Annotated in this window: 19 protein-coding genes; 12 read left to right on the top strand and 7 right to left on the bottom strand. The window is 71.1% G+C overall.

The features are described from left to right. From D7X12_RS25405 to rsmA, 4 genes are all read left to right on the top strand, one after another. A partial coding sequence (locus D7X12_RS25405; protein ID WP_158620119.1) for a J domain-containing protein occupies nucleotides 1–830 on the top strand: 830 nt, incomplete at its 5' end. Between the two features lie 143 nt (nucleotides 831–973). After that, nucleotides 974–3,799, top strand: coding sequence for a response regulator (locus D7X12_RS25410; RefSeq protein WP_120627867.1), 2,826 nt, complete (start codon nucleotides 974–976; stop codon nucleotides 3,797–3,799). A 44-nt stretch (nucleotides 3,800–3,843) separates the two neighbouring features. After that, entirely contained in the window at nucleotides 3,844–4,842 is a 999-nt protein-coding gene (gene tsaD, locus D7X12_RS25415; RefSeq protein WP_120627868.1) for a tRNA (adenosine(37)-N6)-threonylcarbamoyltransferase complex transferase subunit TsaD, read from the top strand. Between the two features lie 18 nt (nucleotides 4,843–4,860). Continuing rightward, on the top strand, nucleotides 4,861–5,754 hold the full coding sequence (rsmA, locus tag D7X12_RS25420; protein ID WP_120627869.1) for a 16S rRNA (adenine(1518)-N(6)/adenine(1519)-N(6))-dimethyltransferase RsmA: 894 nt from the start codon (nucleotides 4,861–4,863) through the stop codon (nucleotides 5,752–5,754). A 3-nt stretch (nucleotides 5,755–5,757) separates the two neighbouring features. On the opposite strand, the gene D7X12_RS25425 is transcribed toward rsmA, so the two are convergent. Then, the gene (locus tag D7X12_RS25425) at nucleotides 5,758–6,048 is read right to left on the bottom strand and encodes a hypothetical protein (protein WP_120627870.1); all 291 of its coding nucleotides are present in this window, start codon (nucleotides 6,046–6,048) and stop codon (nucleotides 5,758–5,760) included. A 200-nt stretch (nucleotides 6,049–6,248) separates the two neighbouring features. Here D7X12_RS25425 and D7X12_RS25430 point away from each other — a divergent pair, with 200 nt between their 5' ends. From D7X12_RS25430 to D7X12_RS25450, 5 genes are all read left to right on the top strand, one after another. Next, the gene (locus D7X12_RS25430; RefSeq protein WP_120627871.1) at nucleotides 6,249–6,893 is read left to right on the top strand and encodes a deoxynucleoside kinase; all 645 of its coding nucleotides are present in this window, start codon (nucleotides 6,249–6,251) and stop codon (nucleotides 6,891–6,893) included. Nucleotides 6,894–7,062: 169 nt separating this feature from the next. Continuing rightward, entirely contained in the window at nucleotides 7,063–7,971 is a 909-nt protein-coding gene (panB, locus tag D7X12_RS25435; protein WP_120627872.1) for a 3-methyl-2-oxobutanoate hydroxymethyltransferase, read from the top strand. A 2-nt stretch (nucleotides 7,972–7,973) separates the two neighbouring features. Beyond that, nucleotides 7,974–8,828: a pantoate--beta-alanine ligase gene (gene panC / locus D7X12_RS25440; RefSeq protein WP_120627873.1), complete on the top strand. Its 855-nt coding sequence runs from the start codon at nucleotides 7,974–7,976 to the stop codon at nucleotides 8,826–8,828. A 17-nt stretch (nucleotides 8,829–8,845) separates the two neighbouring features. Beyond that, complete coding sequence (smpB, locus tag D7X12_RS25445; RefSeq protein WP_120627874.1) at nucleotides 8,846–9,328, top strand: SsrA-binding protein SmpB; 483 nt, start codon at nucleotides 8,846–8,848, stop codon at nucleotides 9,326–9,328. Between the two features lie 36 nt (nucleotides 9,329–9,364). Beyond that, nucleotides 9,365–9,925 carry a ClpXP protease specificity-enhancing factor SspB gene (locus D7X12_RS25450; protein WP_120627875.1) on the top strand — a complete coding sequence of 187 codons (561 nt, stop codon included), beginning with the start codon at nucleotides 9,365–9,367 and terminating at the stop codon, nucleotides 9,923–9,925. A 39-nt stretch (nucleotides 9,926–9,964) separates the two neighbouring features. Here D7X12_RS25450 and D7X12_RS25455 read toward each other — a convergent pair whose 3' ends face one another. The 6 genes from D7X12_RS25455 to D7X12_RS25480 form a co-directional block, all read right to left on the bottom strand. Then, the gene (locus D7X12_RS25455; protein WP_120627876.1) at nucleotides 9,965–11,908 is read right to left on the bottom strand and encodes a serine/threonine-protein kinase; all 1,944 of its coding nucleotides are present in this window, start codon (nucleotides 11,906–11,908) and stop codon (nucleotides 9,965–9,967) included. A 29-nt stretch (nucleotides 11,909–11,937) separates the two neighbouring features. After that, nucleotides 11,938–12,327 carry a DUF971 domain-containing protein gene (locus tag D7X12_RS25460; protein WP_120627877.1) on the bottom strand — a complete coding sequence of 130 codons (390 nt, stop codon included), beginning with the start codon at nucleotides 12,325–12,327 and terminating at the stop codon, nucleotides 11,938–11,940. Nucleotides 12,328–12,390: 63 nt separating this feature from the next. Further along, a complete protein-coding gene (locus D7X12_RS25465; protein WP_120627878.1) occupies nucleotides 12,391–14,103 on the bottom strand; it encodes an HD domain-containing phosphohydrolase in 1,713 nt (570 codons plus the stop codon). A 22-nt stretch (nucleotides 14,104–14,125) separates the two neighbouring features. Continuing rightward, a complete protein-coding gene (locus D7X12_RS43025; protein WP_120627879.1) occupies nucleotides 14,126–14,974 on the bottom strand; it encodes a peptidoglycan-binding protein LysM in 849 nt (282 codons plus the stop codon). Continuing rightward, nucleotides 14,971–15,426: a FecR domain-containing protein gene (locus D7X12_RS25475; protein ID WP_120627880.1), complete on the bottom strand. Its 456-nt coding sequence runs from the start codon at nucleotides 15,424–15,426 to the stop codon at nucleotides 14,971–14,973. Before D7X12_RS25475 ends, D7X12_RS43025 begins: the two co-directional genes overlap by 4 nt. An 88-nt stretch (nucleotides 15,427–15,514) precedes the next feature. Further along, nucleotides 15,515–16,318, bottom strand: a complete 804-nt coding sequence (locus tag D7X12_RS25480) for a carbon-nitrogen hydrolase family protein (RefSeq protein WP_120627881.1) — start codon at nucleotides 16,316–16,318, stop codon at nucleotides 15,515–15,517. A gap of 207 nt (nucleotides 16,319–16,525) precedes the next feature. Here D7X12_RS25480 and rimP point away from each other — a divergent pair, with 207 nt between their 5' ends. From rimP to D7X12_RS25495, 3 genes are all read left to right on the top strand, one after another. Then, nucleotides 16,526–17,011: a ribosome maturation factor RimP gene (gene rimP, locus D7X12_RS25485; protein WP_120627882.1), complete on the top strand. Its 486-nt coding sequence runs from the start codon at nucleotides 16,526–16,528 to the stop codon at nucleotides 17,009–17,011. A 65-nt stretch (nucleotides 17,012–17,076) separates the two neighbouring features. Beyond that, nucleotides 17,077–18,777 (top strand): transcription termination factor NusA, encoded by a 1,701-nt coding sequence (gene nusA / locus D7X12_RS25490; RefSeq protein ID WP_120627883.1) that lies wholly within the window; start codon nucleotides 17,077–17,079, stop codon nucleotides 18,775–18,777. 19 nt (nucleotides 18,778–18,796) lie between these two features. Continuing rightward, a partial coding sequence (locus D7X12_RS25495; protein WP_147443801.1) for a YlxR family protein occupies nucleotides 18,797–19,090 on the top strand: 294 nt, incomplete at its 3' end.

Genomic DNA, 19,090 nt, shown 5'->3' on the forward strand with positions numbered 1-19,090 from the left:
CCTCCGCGCCCACCCCGGCGTCCGGCGTCGACCCCGTGGCCGCCGCGCCCGCCGTCGCCGCGCCCACCGAACCCCCCAAGCCCGACGAGGGCCGGCTCGCGCAGCAGATTGAACAGCGCTTCGCGGACATCCAGGCCAAGCGCGACCACTTCTCCGTGCTCGGCGTGCCGCAGGACGCCTCGCGCGACCAGGTGAAGGCCGCCTTCCTCAGCCTCGCCAAGGTCTTCCACCCGGACCGCCTGCCGCCGTCACTGCCCCACCTGGCGCAGAAGATGACCTCCGTCTTCGAGTCCATCCGCGAGGCCTACGAGGTCCTCCACGACGACGCGCGCCGCAAGAGCTATCAGCAGAACCTGCAGGGCGCGCAGGCCCTGCCCAAGCCTCCGGCCGCGTCCGGTGGCCGCCCCGGCGCTCCCAACTCCGCCCGCGCCGACACGAACGCGGAAGACCTCTTCAAGATGGGCGAGGTCTACTTCCGCAAGCGCGACTTCCTCGCCGCCGTGGAGCACTACGAGCGCGCGAACGCCCTGGAGCCCAAGCCCCTGTACCTGGCCGCTCGCGCCTGGGCCGTCTACATGGATCCCAGCCGCAAGGCCGACATGCCGCGCGCCAAACAGTGGATGGCGGATGCGGTGCGCATGGACCCGAACTGTGATCGCGCGCACTACCAGCTGGGCGTCATCGCCCGGGTGGAGAACGACATGGACCGCGCCGAGCGCCACTTCCGTGAGGCGGTGCGTGCGAACCCGAAGCACCTGGAGGCGAACCAGGAGCTGCGGCTCATCGACATGCGCAAGAAGAACCCTCCCAAAAAGGGTCTCTTCCGCTGACCTGCCTGTCCTCCAGGGAAGGAACCGGACGGTTTTCCGGACAGTCCCGCCCATTGACACACCTGGAAACCGGGCCCGATGCTTGCGCCCGCGGGGCGTGCCCGCCGGATCCGCCGCCCCTCCTGTCTTGAAAGGCATGCAACGTGGCCAAGCAGCACCTGCTCCTGGTCGATGGTGACGCGAAGAGCCTGCGCGTGATGGAGGTCAGCCTGAAGAAGGCGGGCTTCTCCGTCACGACGGCCATCCACGGCAAGGACGCGCTGGAGAAGGTCCAGATCAGCCCTCCGGACCTCGTGCTGGCGGACACGAAGATGCCGGAGATGGACGGCTTCGAACTCTGCAAGACGCTCAAGTCCGACGAGCGCTTCAAGTTCATCCCGTTCGTCTTCCTGACGAACCAGAAGTCGGTCGAGTTCAAGGTGCGCGGCCTTGAGCTGGGCGGCGACGACTACCTGACGAAGCCGATCTACATCAAAGAGATCGTCACCCGCGTGAAGATGATCCTTCAGAAGGCCGAGAAGGAACGCATCGAGAAGCGCGAGACGACCAAGGGCGGCTTCGCGGGCAGCCTCGCCGACATGGGCGTCGTGGACCTGGTCCAGACCTTCGAAATCGGCCGCAAGACAGGCGTCATCGCCATCCAGGGCGAGCGCACCGGCACCGTCTACTTCAAGGAAGGCCGCGTCGTGGACGCGGAGCTGGGCCGGCTCAAGGGCGAGAACGCCTTCTACCGGCTGCTCAACACGTTCGAAGGCCAGTTCGACGTGCAGTTCACCACGTTGGACCGGCCCGAGCGCATCGAGGTCTCCACGCAGGGCCTGCTCATGGAGGGCATGCGCCGGCTCGACGAGTGGGGCCGGATGCTCGAGCAGCTCCCGCCGCTGGAGACGGTCTTCGAAATTGACTACCACCAGCTGGCGGACCGCCTGTCGGAGATCCCCGACGAGGTGAACGGCCTGTTGCGCCTGTTCGACGGCAAGCGTGCGCTGTCGCGCGTGGTGGAGGACTCGGACTTCGAGGACCTGGCCGCGCTGGGCATCATCAGCAAGCTGTACTTCGAGGGGCTGATCCGCGAGCTGGGCAACGCGCCGCTGGAGCCCGTGCAGAGCAGCAAGCCCGGCATCGAGCAGTGGCTGAACGCCGCCCCGCCCATCCCGGTGGAGGTCGCGCCCGCGGCCTCCGAGCCGGAGCCCGAGGCCGCCCCCGCCGAGCCCGCCGAGCCTGGCGTCCCCGTCGAGGAAGCGCCCCTGGAGCCGGAGGCCGCCCCCGTGGCGGAGGTGGAGCTGTCGCTGGAGCCCGCGCCGGACGCGCCCGCCGAAGAGGTCACGCCCGTGGCGGAAGCGGCGCCCGCGACGCACGCGGCGCAGCCGGCGCAGGTGATCATCTTCCCGCCCCGCTCGCGCCCCGGCGACGGCAGCGCTCCTCCCGCGTTCGGTCAGGACGCCGTGGAGCCCGTGGTCCCGCCGCTGTCGCAGGAGGGCTCCGCCTTCCTCGTGGAGCCGCCCCCGGCGCACCGTGCGGTGGATCACGCGCGGCGCAGCCTGCTGCTCGACTGGGGCCGGGTGGACACGGAGGGCCTGAGCGCCTCCAGCACCTGGGGCCCCGGCTCCGTCTGGTCGCCCGCGCCTCGCGCGCCCCTCTCTCCGCAGGGCCCTGCCGCCGTGGTCGCCGCGCCCGCACCGGCGGCCGCCGAGCCGGCGCTGTCGCGCGCGCCCATCTTCGGGGGGGCCGCCATCGCGCCCAGCCCGCTGGCCGTCGTGCCGCCCCCGTCGCCGGCCCCGCCCTCGTCCGAGGTCACGCTGGTCAGCAGCCTGGACGACCCCGGTCAGGACCCGGGCCTGCAGGACCTGGATCCGATGGGGGAGGACGGAGCGGCGAGTGCGCCCCAGCAGCTCGCGCTGCCGCCGTATCCGGGCCACGGCATCAGTCCGCCCCAGGTGGGCCCCGCGAGCCTCAACGTCGAGTTCCCCAAGACGACGCCCTTCGAGTCCCCCGCGTCCGCCAGCGCTCCGGAGGAGGCCGCTCCGGGCGACGTGCCCGCGGCGGAGGCGTACTTCACGGAGCCCGTGCAGGAGGCCCCTCCGGTCGCGCCGGTGGCGCCGCCGCCCGCGACGAACGTCGTGACGTCGCCGCCCGCGGCCACCCAGAGCCCCGTGGCGCCGAAGACGCCCTCGCCCGACGAGGACGACGCGGCGCTGCGCGCGGCGCTGAAGCCCAAGCGCACGGGCCTCTACGTCGCCGGAGGCCTGGTCCTCCTGGCGGCCGTCGCCGCGGTGGTCATCTCCCGGGGCTCGGGGACGGAAAAGCCCCCGGTGCTGACGCCCAAGGTCGACCCGCCCGTGGAAGCGCGCAAGCCGCCCGAGGTCCCGGCCGTGCCGGACGTCGCGCCGCCTCCCGTGAAGACCGCGCAGGTGGACCCGGTGGATGCGGGCTCCGTCCCGCCGAAGACCGTGGTTGCCAGCGTTGAAGTGGACGCCGGCACGCCGCCCGTGAAGGTGGCCACGCCCGAGCCCACCGGGCCCACCGAGCCTGTCGACGCGGGGCTCGCGGTCGCGCCCCCGGCCACGCCGGACACCGCGCCGCCCGTCGCGAAGGCCACGTACGCCGACCTGATCAAGGAAGGCCGCACGGCGATGAGCCGCAAGAGCTTCAAGGCGGCGGTGGGTGCCTACCGCAAGGCGCTCGCGCTCAACGCGGACTCGACGGAGGCCAAGGCGGGCCTGGGCATCTCGCTCGCCAACAGCAACAACATGAGCACGGCGGGCTACCGCGAGGCGGCCAAGCTGCTCCAGGACGTGGTCCGCCAGGAGCCCAAGAACGCGAAGGCCTGGTTCTGGCTGGGCAGCTCCCTGCAATTCTCCGGTGAGGAACCCCGAGCGGCCGAGGCCTACAAGCGGTATCTGTTCCTCGAACCGACGGGAGCCTCGGCGGAAGAGGTGCGCGCGCTGCTCAAGGGGATGGGCACCTAGGCGGCGGTCGCTCTTCCGCCCTCCCGTCCCCTGCCGGAGTTGTCGTGCTCGTCCTCGGACTCGAAACCTCGTGCGATGAAACCGCCGCCGCCGTCGTGGAGGATGGCCGGCGCGTGCTGTCGGACGTCGTCTCCACGCAGGTGGACATCCACCGTCGCTGGGGCGGCGTCGTGCCGGAGCTGGCCAGCCGCAACCACATCGTCCAGGTGATGCCCGTCCTGCACGAGGCCCTCACCCGCGCGGGCAAGACGCTGGACGACATCGACCTGCTCGCCGTCACGTCCGGCCCCGGCCTCATCGGCGCGCTGCTCGTGGGGCTCCAGGTGGCCAAGGGCCTGAGCCTCGCCACCGGCAAGCCCTTCGTCGGCGCCAACCACCTGGAGGGCCACCTGCTCGCCATCCGGTTGCTGGAGGACGCGCCCGCGCCGCCGTTCCTGGGGCTCGTGGTGTCCGGCGGCCACACGAGCCTCTACGAGGTGCGCGACTACGGGAACTACCGGCTCGTGGGCCGCACGCGCGACGACGCCGCGGGCGAGGCCTACGACAAGACGGCGCGCCTCCTCGGCCTGCCGTACCCGGGCGGGCAGCCCATCGACGAGCTGGCCCAGAAGGGCGACCGGGAGGCCATCCGCTTCCCGCGCGCGCTGCCGGGCGACAACTTCGATGTGTCCTTCTCCGGGCTGAAGACGTCGGTGCTGCACCACATCCAGAAGCACGGCGTTCCGGAGGGACAGGCGCTGCACGACCTCTGCGCGTCGTTCCAGGAGGCGGTGGCGGACGTGCTGTCGAAGAAGCTCGTCGCCGCGGCGCGGAGGCTGGGCCACACGCAGCTGGTGCTGTGCGGCGGCGTGGCGGCCAACTCCCGGCTCCGGGCGCTGTGCAAGGAGCGCGCGGAGGAGCGCGGGCTGCGCATGTTCCTGCCCCCGGTGCGACTGTGCACGGACAATGGGGCGATGATCGCCGTCGCGGGGTATGAAGCGTGGCGCCGCGGTCTGCGCGGTGACTTCCGCCTCGCGGCCGACCCCGCCTGGCGCATGGAGTAGGGAAGGGACGGCTCCTCAGTGGAATCGCCGCGCGACATCCTCAAGCGCCACGGATTGCGCCCCAAGCACAGCTGGGGCCAGAACTTCCTCGGAGACGCGGACGCGCTCCAGTCCATCGCGGACGCGCTCGAGTTGCGCGCGGGCGAACCCGTGGTGGAGCTGGGCCCGGGCCTGGGCCACCTCACGCGCTTCCTCGCCGCCACCGGCGCGCAGGTGACCGCCGTGGAGCGCGACCGCGACATGGTGGCCGTGCTGGAGAAGGAGGCCATCCCCGGCGTGCGCGTGGTGTCCGGCAACGCCGCCACGGTGGACTTCGCCCAGGTGGCCGGCGTCCCTGAAATCGCCCTGGTGGGCAACCTGCCGTACCACCTGACCAGCTCCATCCTCTTCCAGGTGCTCGCGCAGCGCGCCCACATCTCGCGCGCCGTCTTCACCTTGCAGAAGGAAGTGGTGGTGCGCCTGGCCGCCGAGCCCGGCAACCGCGACTACGGGCTGCTCACGGTGCTGCTCGGCCTGCACTTCGACGTGGAGGAGGTCCTCACGCTGGAGGCGTGGCGCTTCCACCCGCCCCCGAAGGTGGACTCCGCCGTGGTGCGCCTCACGCGGCTCGCCAGCCCGCGCGCGCCGCTCGTGGACGAGGCCCGCTTCACCCGGCTGGTGAAGGCCGGCTTCGCCCAGCGCCGCAAGACGTTGATCAACTCGCTCAAGTCCGACAAGGGGCTCGCGAAGCCGGACGTGCTGCTCGCCGCGTTGCAGACGGCCGGTGTGGATCCGGGGCGCCGCGCGGAGACGCTCTCCCCGGCGGAGTTCGCCGCCATCGAGCGTGCGCTCGGGCCCGTCACCGCGATGGCGCCTCCGCCTCCCGACGCGCCCGAGCCCGACTCGGACCCAGACGCGGACGACGCGTCGTAGGGCTCAGTGCTTCTGGCCCAGCGCGGCCAGGAGCCCACCCTGCTGGGCGAGGAAGGCGCGGAACTCGCCTTCGTCGATGCGCAGGCGCGCGAGCACCGTGCTCAGCACTTCGTCCACGGAGCCGTCCGGCCGGCGCTTCAATTCGAAGGCCGTCTTGAGCAGCGCCACGCCGTAGAGTGGATCCACGTCCACCGGAGGTGCGGGCGGGGCCGTCGCGGGGCGTGGCGCGGGCGCTGCTTCCTCGCGCTCCTCCACCTCCAACACCGTCTTCACCCGCTGCCTGCCGCCGCGCATCTGCCCGAGCACTCCCGTTGTCACGTGGTCCCGGTGTTCGCGGGACGTGTGGGCGGGCACCGTAAGAGATGACCTGGAGCCGTGCAAGGGTGGGGTGGGCCGGCGAAAATTGCCGGATGCGCGGGAGCATGGTTGTGTTATCCGCCCCCCGCGCGCATGCGGCGCATGTGCTGTTTTCCGGGGGCGGAGGCCTCGGGCCGATGGACCACCGCTACATCGTCGTCGAAGGGCCCATCGGCGTGGGCAAGACGAGCCTCGCCAACCTCCTCACGGAGCGCCTGGGCAGCCGCCGCATCCTGGAGGTGGTGGAGGAGAACCCCTTCCTCTCCAACTTCTACGCGGACCGGCAGAAGTTCGCGTTCCAGACGCAGGTGTTCTTCCTGCTGTCGCGCTTCCGCCAGCAGCAGGAGCTCTTCCAGCAGGACCTGTTCCGCTCCGTCACGGTCAGCGACTACCTGTTCGCCAAGGACCGCATCTTCGCCAACCTCACGCTGGCGTCGGACGAGCTGGCCCTCTACGACCGCGTCTTCGAGGCGCTGGGCCCCCGCGTCACCCGGCCCGACCTGGTCATCTACCTCCAGGCCCAGTTGGACGTGCTGCTGCATCGCATCAAGAAGCGCGGCCGTGAGTTCGAGCGCAAGTTCGACGCGGGCTACCTGGAGTCGCTCACGCACGCGTACAACGACTTCTTCGCCCACTACACGGACACGCCCCTGCTGGTGGTGAACACCTCGGACATCGACTTCGTCCACAACGAGGCGGACCGCGAAGAGCTGATGCAGGCCATCCAGGCGGCGAAGCCGGGCGTGCAGCATTACGTGCCCAGGTCGTCCCGGCGGGCCTGACGTCAATCGCCCGCCCGGTCGTTCGTCGTGTGGGAAGCCCCACACGAGGCTCCGAGGGCGTTAGAGTGCTCCTTCGTGGGACCTTTGGCCTCCGGCGATCCCCTTGGGGACGGCGAGGGGCCCGGGGTTCCACGAGGCTGTCCCACCCGTCTCCACAAGGAGGTGAACCGTGAAGGACAAGGTCACCATCCATACGCTGAAGCGCCTGAAGCAGTCCGGTCAGAAGATCTGCATGGTCACCGCGTACGACGCGACCTTCGCGCGCATCCTCGACGAGGGTGGGGCGGACGTGCTGCTGGTGGGTGACTCGCTGGGCATGGTCGTCCAGGGCCAGGAGTCCACCCTGCCGGTGACGATGGACCAGATGGTCTACCACTCGGCGGCGGTGAGCCGGGGCGCGAAGCGGGCGCACGTGGTGGGCGACATGCCGTTCATGAGCTACCAGGTGTCGCCGCAAGAGGCGGTGCGCAACGCTGGCCGGCTCGTCTCCGAAGGCAACGTGGGCAGCGTGAAGCTGGAGGGCGGCGCCGAGTTCGCCGACACCGTGCGCGCCATCGTCCGAGCCAGCATCCCCGTCATGGGCCACCTGGGGCTGACGCCTCAGTCGGTGCACAAGATGGGCGGCTACGTGGTGCAGGGCCGCGACGAGGACGCCGCGCGCCGGATGCTGGACGACGCGCTCGCGCTGGAGGAGGCGGGTGCCTATGCGCTGGTGCTGGAGGGCGTGCCGCTGGACCTGGCGCGCACCATCACGCAGAGCCTGAAGATTCCGACCATCGGCATCGGCGCGGGCAAGCACTGCGACGGGCAGGTGCTGGTCTGCTACGACCTCCTGGGCATGAACCCGGACTTCAAGCCGAAGTTCGTCAAGCGCTTCGCCAACCTGCACGGCAACATCACGGAAGCGGCGGGCGCGTTCTTCTCGGAGGTCCGCGGGGGCACGTTCCCCGACGACGACCACAGCTTCAAGTCGAACAAGAACGTCCGCCTCGTGGCCGCGACGCCGGTGGGCCCGGAGTCGGAACCGCTCGCCGAGGGCGTGGAGAAGGTCGGCGCCATCTACGGGGCCCCGGTCTAGCCATGGCCCCCCGCGTCCTGCGCACCGTGCCGGAAGTGAAGGCCTGGGTGGAGACCCTCCAGAAGGAGGGCCGTCGCCTGGCGCTCGTGCCCACCATGGGGTTCCTCCATGAGGGCCACGTCTCGCTCATGAGGGAGGGCGGCCGGCGCGCGGACGTGGTGGCCGCTTCCATCTTCGTGAACCCCACGCAGTTCGGCCCCCGCGAGGACCTCGCGCGCTACCCGCGCGACTTCGAGGGGGACCTGGGCCGGTGCGCGAGCGCGGGCGTGGAGGCCGTGTTCGCCCCGGAGCCCGCGGTGATGTACCCGCCCGGCTACCAGACCTACGTGGACGTCACCGACGTCAGCCAGGGGATGTGCGGCGAGCGCCGTCCCGGCCACTTCCGGGGCGTCGCCACCATCGTCACGCAGCTGCTGGCGCTGTTCCGGCCCGCCGTGGCGCTCTTCGGTGAGAAGGACTACCAGCAGCTCCAGGTCATCCGCGCGCTCAACCGCGACCTGCACCTGGGCGCGGAGATCGTGGGCATGCCCACGGTGCGTGAAGCGGACGGGCTCGCGATGAGCAGCCGCAACGCCTACCTGTCCGCCGACGAGCGGCAGCGGGCGCTCGCCCTGTCGAAGGGCCTGCGAGCGGCCCAGGCCCTGCTCGCTTCTGGCACCCGGGACACGGGGGCGCTCGTGGAGGCCGTCCGCCGGGAACTCCAGGCAGCGGACCTGCGCGAGGACTATGTGGAGGTGCGGGACGCCGAGCGGCTGTCGTCCCTCGCCACGGTGGCGCCGGGGCAGACGGCGCGCGTGCTGGTGGCCGCCTTCTGCGGTGCCACGCGCCTCATCGACAACATGCCCCTGGCCGGTTAGGAGACTCGGGACACGTTATGGCGGGAAAGCCGAAGGGTGTGGGTGCGGAGCCGGGGGTGAAGCTCATTGCCGAGAACCGGCGTGCGCGCTTCGACTACACGGTGGACGAAAAGGTCGAGGCGGGGCTGGCGCTGACCGGGAGCGAGGTGAAGTCCTTGCGTGAGGGCATCGCCAACCTGTCGGATGCCTACGCGCTGCAGAAGGGCACGGAGCTGTTCCTGCTCAACGCCCACATCGGCTCCTACAAGGCGGCGAGTGTCTTCGACCACCTCCCCACCCGGGGCCGCAAGCTGTTGATGCACCGGTCGGAGATCGACCGTTGGACGGCGAAGGTACGCGAGCGCGGTTACTCCATCATCCCGCTCGTGCTGTACTTCAGGAAGGGACGGGCCAAGGTGGAACTGGGCCTGTGCCGCGGCAAGACGCACGAAGATCGCCGCCACGACATCAAGGAACGGGAGACGAAGCGGGAGATGGACCGGGAAGTGCGCCGTCGTTGAAGGGCGCGCCCGCAACTCCCCGCCGGACAGGCTGGAATGGACAAGAAGGTTTCCGAAAAGAAGGAGCGGCTGTTGGCCGCGCTGGATCAGGGGATGGTGATGATCCACCTGGACGCGCGCCGCCCCGGCGTGCTCGTCCCCGCCAGCCTCCGAGGCGAAGCACACCTGCGCCTCAACCTCTCCTACCGCTTCGAGCCGCCCGACCTCACGGTGGGCGAGTGGGGCGTGCGCTCCACGTTGAGCTTCTCCGGTTCGCGCTTCACGGTGGCGGTGCCCTGGTCGGCGTTGTTCGCCATCGCCAGCCACGTGACGAAGGAGTTCTGGATGTACCCGGAGGAGATGCCGCCGGAGCTGCTCCAGCAGCCCCCGGTGGCGTCCGCCTCCGTCGCGCGTCCGCCGCAGCCCGCGCCGGTGCCCATGCCCGTCGCCGCCGCCGAGCGGCCCCGCGCGTTCCTGCGCGAGGTCCAGAGCGAGCGCTCCGACGAGCCGGAGACGCGCCCCGAGGTGCCGTCACCGGCTCCCGAAGGCAGCCCGGGCAGCCCGCCGGAAGAGCCGCAGCCGCCGCGCCGCGGGGGACACCTGCGGCTCGTGAAGTAGGGCGGTCCTCCCGGAGTCACGGGAGGGCCGGGCCGGACGTCAGCGCTTGAGTTCCGCGGCGACGTCCGCCTTCATGCCGCCCATGAACGAGCCCGTCCACGCGCGGTAGCCCCGGAGCTTGAGCTGCACGGGGATGGCGCGGGCCGGGTAGGTGTTGTCCATCACGAGCGGCGTCACGCCCATGTCCACGCCGTCCACCATCACCCGGGCGCCGGAGGGCTCGCTGCGGATGGACAGCGGAGGCGTCCGGCCGCCGTTGAGGGCGTGCAGGGCCTGCGCTTCGTAGCGGGGCCACACGAACAGCACGCCCGCCGCGAGCACCGTGACGAGGGTGAACAGCGCCACCACGGGACCCCAGCGCCGACGCGGGCGGGGAGGCGGGGCCGGCGGATCCAGCTCCCACGACGTGCCCTCAGGGCGAGGCCCGCGCTCCTCCAGCTCCAGGTCACCCGAGGAGGCCTGCTGGATGTTGGGGCGCGCCAGGCGTCCGGCGTCCTCGACGTCCGCGAGCGACTGCGTGGCCAGTGACGGCGCCGCGCCGTCCACCTGCGCTGCCGTGGGGGCGGGTTTCCGCGACGCTGCCGGCCCGGAGGTGGGCATGGCTCCTGATGGCACTGCGCGGCCGGATGGGCGTCCAGTGGCCGCTGTTGCCTCCGCGGGACGAAGCCCGCGCGCCGGGGCCGGGCCCTGGACGGTCGGCGTTTCAGCCGCGGAGCTCCATGGCGCGGACGCCCGCGCGGACGGCCCCTGCGTGCAGGCCTCGCAGGGGGCTCCGGGCGAATCCAGGGCCGCGCCGCACAGGGCGCAGGCGTGGACGACCTCGCCCGTGGCGGACAGCGCCACGCCGCCGGGGCTCGGGCTCCACGGCTCCTCTTCCTCGCCACCCACGGGCACGGACGCCGCTCCCGGGACCTTCCACGACGGAGCGGACTCCCCGCGCGCGGAGGATGGCGGCGCCGCGCCGAAGAGGGAGGTCCGCCCCCCGGAGGGCGCGTCGGCCGACCCCGGAGGCCCCACGGACGTCAGGAAGGACGCGGACGGCGCCGCGGTGTTCTCCTGGGCGGCGGCCCGGGCCAGGTCTCCCACGGACGGAGGCAGCCGCACCCCGCGCAGGAACGTGGCCAGCGCGTGCGACGACGCGGGCTCGCCCGTCTGCGCGAGCCAGCGCCCGAGCGCCTCGGACACGTCCTCCGGCTGCGAGAAGCGGCCCTCCGGTTCGCGCGACAGCATGCGCAGCACCAGCGTGGCCAGCGACGCCGGCACGCCCGGCAGCGACGCGGGGGCCTGGTTGAGGATGGCGTAGGCCACCGCCATCGGCTCCACCGCGGGCCCGAAGGGGTGCTGTCCGGCGAGCAGCTCCGACAGGATGATGCCCAGCGAGAACTGGTCGCTCAGCGCCGTGGCCGGCTCGCCCCGGAGGACCTCCGGCGCCGCGTAGGGCACCTTGCCCTTGAAGGCGCCGGGCTCCGTGCGCGACAGGCCCTCCAGCCGCGCGATGCCGAAGTCGGTGACCTTCACCTCGCCCTCGCGCGACACCAGCAGGTTGGACGGGGACACGTCCCGGTGCGCCGTCATCACCGGCCGGCCCTCGGACTGGCGCCGGTACGCGTGCAGCAGCCCCGCCTGGGCCTGGCTCGCGATGAACACCGCCAGGTGCGGCGGGATGCGCAGCCCCTGGCGCGTCACCGCGCGCAGGATGGCCCCCAGGTCCCAGCCGTCCACCAGCTCCATCACCAGGAAGAGCCCCTCGGCGCCCTCGCCCACGTCGTGCACGGTGACGATGTTCTGGTGCTGCAGCAGCATGGACAGCCGCGCCTCCGCGACGAACATGCTCGCGATGCCCGGCTCGCGCGCCAGGTGCGGCAGCACGCGCTTGATGGCCACGGTGCGCTCGAAGCCCTCCGCGCCCTTCGCCACCCCCAGGAACAGCTCCGCCATGCCTCCCGTGGCCAGCGGTTGCAGCAGCCGATAGCGCGAAGTCACGAGGTCTCCTCCTGAGGGGGCCCGAAGCGTCAGCCCTGCGCCTGCGTCAGGTCGCGCAGGAGCTTCCACGGGTAGATGCCGGTGTTGTGCTGGTCGCTGAAGACGAACGCGAGCGCGTAGTTGCCCACGGGCTGCATCTGCAGCACGCGCAGGTTCGCGGGCACCTTCGCGGGGTCCAGGGTGCGCTTGGCCGTCCACTCGTCCACGCACGCGGCGCAAGGACACTGCTGGCGCAGCACCTGCGCCGTGGCGGTCGTCGTCGCGCCGTCGTCCCATGTCAGCGTCAGCGACTCCCCGTCGGGGGACAGCTTGGCATCCGTCGCGCTGACGGGCTTGGGCGCGGGCTTGATGCGGTCCCAGAAGTTGCTCACCGGTCCACCTTCCAGAGTCTTGGGCACAGAGAGGCCCCTCCCTACCATCCTTCCGGCGGGGCGGGGGACGTCCCGCGCGCGCCGGTCGGAGGCCTCGCGAGGGGCGCGCGCTCAGGACGCCAGCTTGACCGGCTGCCGGTGGCCTTCCAGCCGCACGCCCCGCTGCGCGAGCACCGCGCGCAGGGCCACCACCACCCGGGGGTCCAGCTGGGCGCCGCTCAGGTTGTCCAAAATCTCCATCGCCTTCTCCAGCGGCATGGCCTTCTGGTACGGCCGCGTGGAGGTGCACGCATCGAAGGTGTCCGCGCACGCCACGATGCGCGCCAGCAGCGGGATGGACTCGCCCTTGAGCTTGTCCGGGTAGCCCGTGCCGTCCCAGCGCTCGTGGTGGTGGCGCACGCACGCGCGCACCGGCCCCAGGAACGTCACCGGCCCGATGATGGCGTCGCCAATGGCGGGGTGCTCGCGCATCGTGGCCATCTCCTGGTCCGTCAGCCGCGACTGCTTGGTGAGGATGGACTCCACGATGCCAATCTTCCCGATGTCGTGGAGGATGCCGCCGTACTGCAACTGGCGCAGCTCGCGCTCGGTGAGGTTCAGCTCCTTGCCGATCTCCACCGCCACGTCGCCCACCCGCTGGCTGTGGCCGCGCGTGTACGCGTCCTTGGAGTCGATGGAGTTGGCCAGCGCGACGATGGTCTCCAGGTAGCCCTTCTCCAGGCTCTCGTAGAGGCCGCGCGTCTCCAGGTCGTACGCGAGCAGCTGCTTGCTCATGTAGTTGAACGTTTGGGCCAGCTCCCCCAGCTCGTTCTTCTGCTTGAGGTTCACCTCCACGCCGAACTTGCCGCGCGCCAGCTCCAGCGACGTCGCGATGAACGTCTTCAGGGGCTGCGTGAGGTTGCGGGAGAAGATGGACGCCAGCACCAGCGCCACCAGGATGGCGCCTCCCAGCCCCAGCAGGATGCGCCGCTCCATCGTCTCCACCTGGCGGTAGGCGTGCTCCACCGGCTGCTCGGACACGATGGCCCAGCCGGCCTCCGGCAGCACCGAGTACGCGGACACCACCGCGTCGCGCCCCTCGCCGAAGTTGCCCACGTGGAACAGCTCCGTGTCGGGCGAGCCCTCGCGCTGCTTGAGCAGGTGCGCCAGGGGCAGCCGCTTCGATACGTCCTCGCCCACCGCGCCCAGGGCCCCGCCGCCGGTGATGAGCCGCCCGTGCCGGTCCGCCAGGTACGCGAACCCCGTGCTGCCCACGCGCTCCTGCGCCAGCATCTGCCGGAGCGCCGCGAGCGTCAGGTCCGCCGCCATGTAGCCCTGCACGGGGTCGCCCACCGGGAACGCCAGCGTCACCACCGGCCCGCCGCCGCCCGGGGACGCCACCACGTCCGAATAGCGCACGCCCGTCAGCCCCGCGTTGAGCAGCGCCCGCGCGCGCTCCTCGTGCTCGGCCACCGCGCTGGGCGCCATGTCGTGCACCGCGAAGGCCTGCAGCCCCGGCTGCCGCTGCTTGTCCGCGCCGAACACGGTGAGGGCCAGCACCTCCTGGCGCTGGTTGAGCACCGCCGCGATGTGCGAGCGCTGCGTGTCGCGCGGCAGGGTGAAGAACCCGCCCGGCACGCTGGACAGCCCCACCACCATCTCCGTGGGGTCCTCCAGGAAGCCCTCGGCCTTGAGCCGCAGCTGCTTCACGCGCTCCTGCGCCAGCTCCTGCGCGTCGCGGATGAGCAGCTCGCGCGTATGGGACACCGACAACCAGCCCACCATCACCGTGGGAATGATGCTGACCACCAGCATCAGCAGGAGGATGGCTTTGAAAAGACGCACGGAGGGGCTCCTCACCGACGGGCTACTTCTGCCAGCCGTCCTTCACCTTGACGTTGAGTTCGAGCGCGTCCGCGGCCAGCTCGAAGCGCCGCGGCGCGGAAGGGACGGACCGGCCCTGGTCCGGGCTCACCGCCGTCACCGTCCAGCGGTAGCGGCCCGCCGGCAGCGCCGGCAGCGTCCACTGCCGGGCCCCCAGCACCGCGCGCACCGGCGACGCGGGCTCCACGCCCGCCTCCGCTGGCACCGCCTCCGGGAGGACCTCCACCTCGTAGCGCGTGGCCCCTGGCACCGCGGCCCATGACAGCGTCACCGGGCCCAGCAGCCCCGGGGGGGTCGGCTTCAGCGTGAAGCGGTACTTGTCCGTGGGCTGCAACGGCTGCGGCGCGGTGGGCGCCTCCGGCAGGACGGTGCCCTGCTGCACCCTCACGGACTCGCCCCGCGCGAGGATGCGGGTGGCGTGCTGGGCCTCCACGGTGACGGGCGGCCCGTGGCGGTGGGTGACGGTGGTGCTGCCGCCATCGTGGTCCACCTCCACCGTGAAGTTGGAGGGCTGGGGCGGGTTGAGCAGCGCCCAGGCCTCGTCCGCCTTGTGCAGCGCGTCCGAGTAGCGCGCCTCACGGAAGTGCGTCTCGGCGTCCTTGAGGCGGACCTCGGCCTCGCGGCGCCGGGCGTCGTCCGGCGCGGCCTTCAGCGCCGCGCGCGACATCTCCAGCGCCTTGCGCGCCGTCTGTGGCTCCGCCTTCGGCGGGGACGCGGACGTGGTGGCCGCCAGGCGGGCCGCGCCCTCCGAGGACTCACGTCCCATCACCGCCGGCGCCGAGGGCACCACGGTCAGACCCATCCATGCACTGAGCCAGAGGGCGGCCTTCATTGGAACTCGATCTTCCTGCCAGCCCGAACCGTGGCGGACGGAGTAGTGACGGACAGCGACTGGGTGGCCGGCTTCTCCAACGTGGCGTCCACCCTTCCGCGCAGGACGGTGACATCCGTCCGCAGCTTGCTCTCCGCGATCCCCACCAGGGAATCGCCCCCCAGGTGCACCGTGCTTCCGTTGGCGAACACCACCTGGGCACTCGCCCCGGACTCGGTGCGCACCTTGTCGTTCTCGTACAGCGGCAACTCGTCCCGCGCGGCGCTCCACTCGTCGGCGACCGCGCGCTTGATCTGCACGTCCCCGGAGAGCGCGCGCAGGTGCGCGCGAGGAACCGGAGGGGGAAGGGGCGCCTCGGCGGGCCCACGTGGCTTCTCATCGGCGGTGCAGCCGGGAGGAAGGGTCGCGAGTGCGACCATGAACAGCAGGGGAGGCCAGCGTCGTCCGTTCACGCGAGTGGGGGCTTTCCGTGGAACGTCAGTCTACCCGCAAACGCGCGCGAGGAGAGGGGCCCCCCGGTGCCAGCCGGAAACCGCCTGCCTAGTCCAGCCGGCGGTGCTCCAGGCACGGCAGGTTGCGCCGGATGCGCGCCTGCAGCTCCGGGTCCACCGGCGCCAGCGCCAGCCCCTCGCCCTCGGAGGCGCGCGCCGTCACCAACCCCCAGGGGTCCACCACCATCGCGTGCCCGTACGTCAGCCGCTGGGCGGAATGCCGGCCGCCCTGGGCGGGCGCCAGCACGTAGGCCTGGTTCTCGATGGCCCGGGCCCGCAGCAGCACCTCCCAGTGGTCCTTGCCCGTCATCATCGTGAAGGCCGCCGGCACCGCCAGGAGCGTCGCCCCGTCCTTCGACAGCCGCCGGTACAGCTCCGGGAAGCGCAGGTCGTAGCAGACCGTCATCCCCAGCCGGCCCACCGCCGTGTCCACCGCCACCACCTCCGTCCCCGGCGCCACCGCCGCGGACTCCTGATAGGTGGCACCATCCCCCACATCCACGTCGAACAGGTGCATCTTGCGGTACACGGCCAGCCGCGCGCCGTCCGGTCCGAACAGGACGCTGGTGTTGTAGAGCCGGCCGCCGGGCGCGCCCTCTTCCAGGATGGAGCCGGACAGCAGGGTGAGCTTCGCCTCCCGGGCCAGGTCCGCCATCCGGCTGAGCGTGGGCCCGTCCAGGCCCTCCGCGGCGCCGTGGCGCTCGGGCTCCGGGCCCATCCAGGAGAAGTTCTCCGGCAGACCCACCAGTCGGGCTCCCAGGGAGGCGGCCTGGCGCACGAGGCGGGCCGCGACGTCCAGGTTGTGGGCCTTGTCCGCGGTGGACACCATCTGGGCGGCGGCGATGAGGTGCATGGCGGCCGTTATAACGCCGCTCCAGGCCGCGAACCCCTGGGAATCCTTCGTTCCAGGGGGGCGTTGACCAGGAGCCTCGGGGTGTGTCCTTCCTTTACACCCCGAGGGGGCGTGTGTTACGGACGCCCCGACATTTTTCGACGCATCACATCGAAAAGTGGGCCGCCGTGCCCGCTTTTCGTGTTTTTGGAGACCTGCATCCCGGTTATGGAGTCGAAGAACATCAAACAGACGGTGGAGGAACAGGCGGCGACGCTGCTCGACCCCATCGTGGCGAACGAAGGCCTGGAGCTGGTGGACCTGGAGTACGTCCGCGAGCGTGAGGGCTGGGTGTTGCGGTTGTTCATCGACAAGCCAGGAGGCCGGGTGGGTCTGGAGGAGTGCTCCCAGGTGTCGCGCGCCGTGGATCCGGTGCTCGACGTGGAGGACTTCATCCCCCAGGAATACAGCCTGGAGGTCTCCAGCCCCGGGGTGAACCGGCCGCTCAAGAAGCCGGTCCACTTCGAACGGGTGAAGGGGCAGAAGGTCAAGGTGAAGACCTTCGGCCCGATGGGCGACCCTCCGCGGAAGAACTTCGCCGGAACGCTCACCGACGTGGCGGCCGACGCCATTTCCGTGGACGTGGAAGGGGGCGGCAACTTCCGCATTCCCTTCAAGGACATCGCCAAGGCCAATCTGGAGTTCGAGTTCTAGACGTCGACATACAGGGGACCCTGATCGCGCCAGGGCCGCCCGTGGACCCATTTTAGGAGAACGTCATGGCAACGCCAGCCAACCCGGCCGTCAACCTCAACCTCGTCCTGGATCAGGTCGCCAAGGACAAGGGCATCGAGCGGGCTGTGCTCATCGCGACCCTCGAGGACGCGATGAAGACCGCGGCCAAGAAGCACTTTGGCCAGGACCGCAACCTCGAGGCCAAGTACGACCCGGACAAGGGCGTGGTGGAGCTGTTCCAGGCCATCACCGTCGTCGAGGAGATCATCGATCCGGTCCAGGCCGTGAACCAGATCTCCATGGCGGAGGCCCACAAGAAGGGCATGGAAGTGGAAGCCGACGACGAACTCGTCTTCCAGATCTTCTACCGTGACGAGGACGCCGCGGAGGCCAAGGCCCAGGACGACCAGTACGGGGACATCCTCCGGCTGAAGACCTTCCGCCGCGGCTTCGGCCGCATCGCCGCCCAGACGGCCAAGCAGGTCATCCTCCAGCGCACGCGGGACGCCGAGCGCGAGAACGTCTTCAACGAGTACCGCGACCGCAAGAACGAGATCGTCACCGGCATCGCCCGCCGGTTCGAGCGCGGCAACATCGTGGTGGACCTGGGCCGCGCGGAGGCCGTGCTGCCCGTGCGCGAGCAGGTCCCGCGGGAGACCTACCGCCCCGGCGACCGCGTCCAGGCCTACGTGCTGGACGTGCTCCGTGAGTCCAAGGGCCCGCAGATCGTCCTGTCGCGCGCGTCCGTGAACCTGCTCACCAAGCTCTTCGAGATGGAGGTGCCGGAGATCGCCGAAGGCATCGTCGTCATCGAGGCGGCGGCGCGTGAGCCCGGTGGCCGCGCGAAGATCGCCGTGTCCAGCCGCGACTCGGACGTGGACCCCGTGGGCGCGTGCGTCGGCATGAAGGGCAGCCGCGTGCAGGCGGTGGTGCAGGAGCTGCGCGGGGAGAAGATCGACATCGTCCCCTACGACGAGGACCCGGCGCGCTTCGTGTGCTCGGCCCTGGCCCCGGCGGAGGTCAGCCGCGTCATCATCGACGAGGCGAACCACGCCATGGAGCTCATCGTCCCGGACGACCAGCTGTCGCTCGCCATCGGTCGGCGCGGCCAGAACGTGCGGCTCGCCGCCCAGCTGACCGGCTGGAAGCTGGACATCAACAGCGAGAGCCGCGTGCGGGAGATGCGCGAGTTCGCCAGCCGCTCGCTCGGCGCGCTGCCCGGCGTCAACGAGATGCTGGTGGAGACGCTCTACGCGCACGGCTTCCGCCAGGCGCGGGACGTGGCGGACGCGAACGCGGAGATGCTGTCGCAGATCCCCGGCATCGACCCCGCCCGCATCCCCTCCATGCAGGAGGAGGCGCGCAAGCGCATGGTGGAGGACCAGCAGGAGCTGTCGCGCATGGACCACGAGCGCGAGCAGGCCCGGCTGGCCGAGGCCCGCCGCCACCCGGACGAGCTGTCCCAGCCGGAGCGCATGGCGCGCGTGCGCGGTGTCGGTGAGAAGACCATCGAACAGCTCATCCTCGCCGGCTATCGCACGGTCGAGGACATCGCGAACGAGAAGGACCTCACCCGCCTGGGCGACGTGCCAGGGGTGGGCATCAAGAAGGCCCGCCAGCTGAAGAGCGCGGCGGAGAACTATCTGGTGGAAGAGGCCAAGCTCCGCACGGAGTTGAACGCGGAGAGGAGTCTGCTGGCGTCAGCCGGCGGCTCGGAGGGCGTGGAAGCGGCCAAGGCACCGTAATCTCCAGGGGGACGGGGACATGCGCCGCGCAACGAAACGGCCTGGGACACATCCGATTGAAATCACGACGTCAGGTCCGGTCAGGACCTGCGTCGGGTGCGGTTCGCGCAAGGCACAGGCGGAACTCACCCGGTTCGTGGTAGGTCCCCAGGGCAGCGTGGTGGCGGACAGGCGGCGGAGGCTGCCGGGGCGGGGGGCGTACCTGTGCGGTGCCGGTTGTCTGACGGCAGCGCTCAAGCGTAAGGCGCTGGGCAGGGCCTTCCGAGGCAAGGCGGGGCAGGTTGACCCGTCGCAGCTCGGGCAGGCTTGGGAG

Source organism: Corallococcus sicarius (assembly GCF_003611735.1).
Taxonomy (GTDB): Bacteria; Myxococcota; Myxococcia; order Myxococcales; family Myxococcaceae; genus Corallococcus; species Corallococcus sicarius.

Coding starts and splice junctions, on each gene's coding strand:
- D7X12_RS25425 (WP_120627870.1), bottom strand. CDS start 6,048: ATGCGCGGCGGCAGGCAGCGGGTGAAGACGGTGTTGGAGGTGGAGGAG.
- D7X12_RS25430 (WP_120627871.1), top strand. CDS start 6,249: ATGGACCACCGCTACATCGTCGTCGAAGGGCCCATCGGCGTGGGCAAG.
- panC (WP_120627873.1), top strand. CDS start 7,974: ATGGCCCCCCGCGTCCTGCGCACCGTGCCGGAAGTGAAGGCCTGGGTG.
- smpB (WP_120627874.1), top strand. CDS start 8,846: ATGGCGGGAAAGCCGAAGGGTGTGGGTGCGGAGCCGGGGGTGAAGCTC.
- D7X12_RS25450 (WP_120627875.1), top strand. CDS start 9,365: ATGGACAAGAAGGTTTCCGAAAAGAAGGAGCGGCTGTTGGCCGCGCTG.
- D7X12_RS25460 (WP_120627877.1), bottom strand. CDS start 12,327: ATGGTAGGGAGGGGCCTCTCTGTGCCCAAGACTCTGGAAGGTGGACCG.
- D7X12_RS43025 (WP_120627879.1), bottom strand. CDS start 14,974: ATGAAGGCCGCCCTCTGGCTCAGTGCATGGATGGGTCTGACCGTGGTG.
- D7X12_RS25480 (WP_120627881.1), bottom strand. CDS start 16,318: ATGCACCTCATCGCCGCCGCCCAGATGGTGTCCACCGCGGACAAGGCC.
- rimP (WP_120627882.1), top strand. CDS start 16,526: ATGGAGTCGAAGAACATCAAACAGACGGTGGAGGAACAGGCGGCGACG.
- nusA (WP_120627883.1), top strand. CDS start 17,077: ATGGCAACGCCAGCCAACCCGGCCGTCAACCTCAACCTCGTCCTGGAT.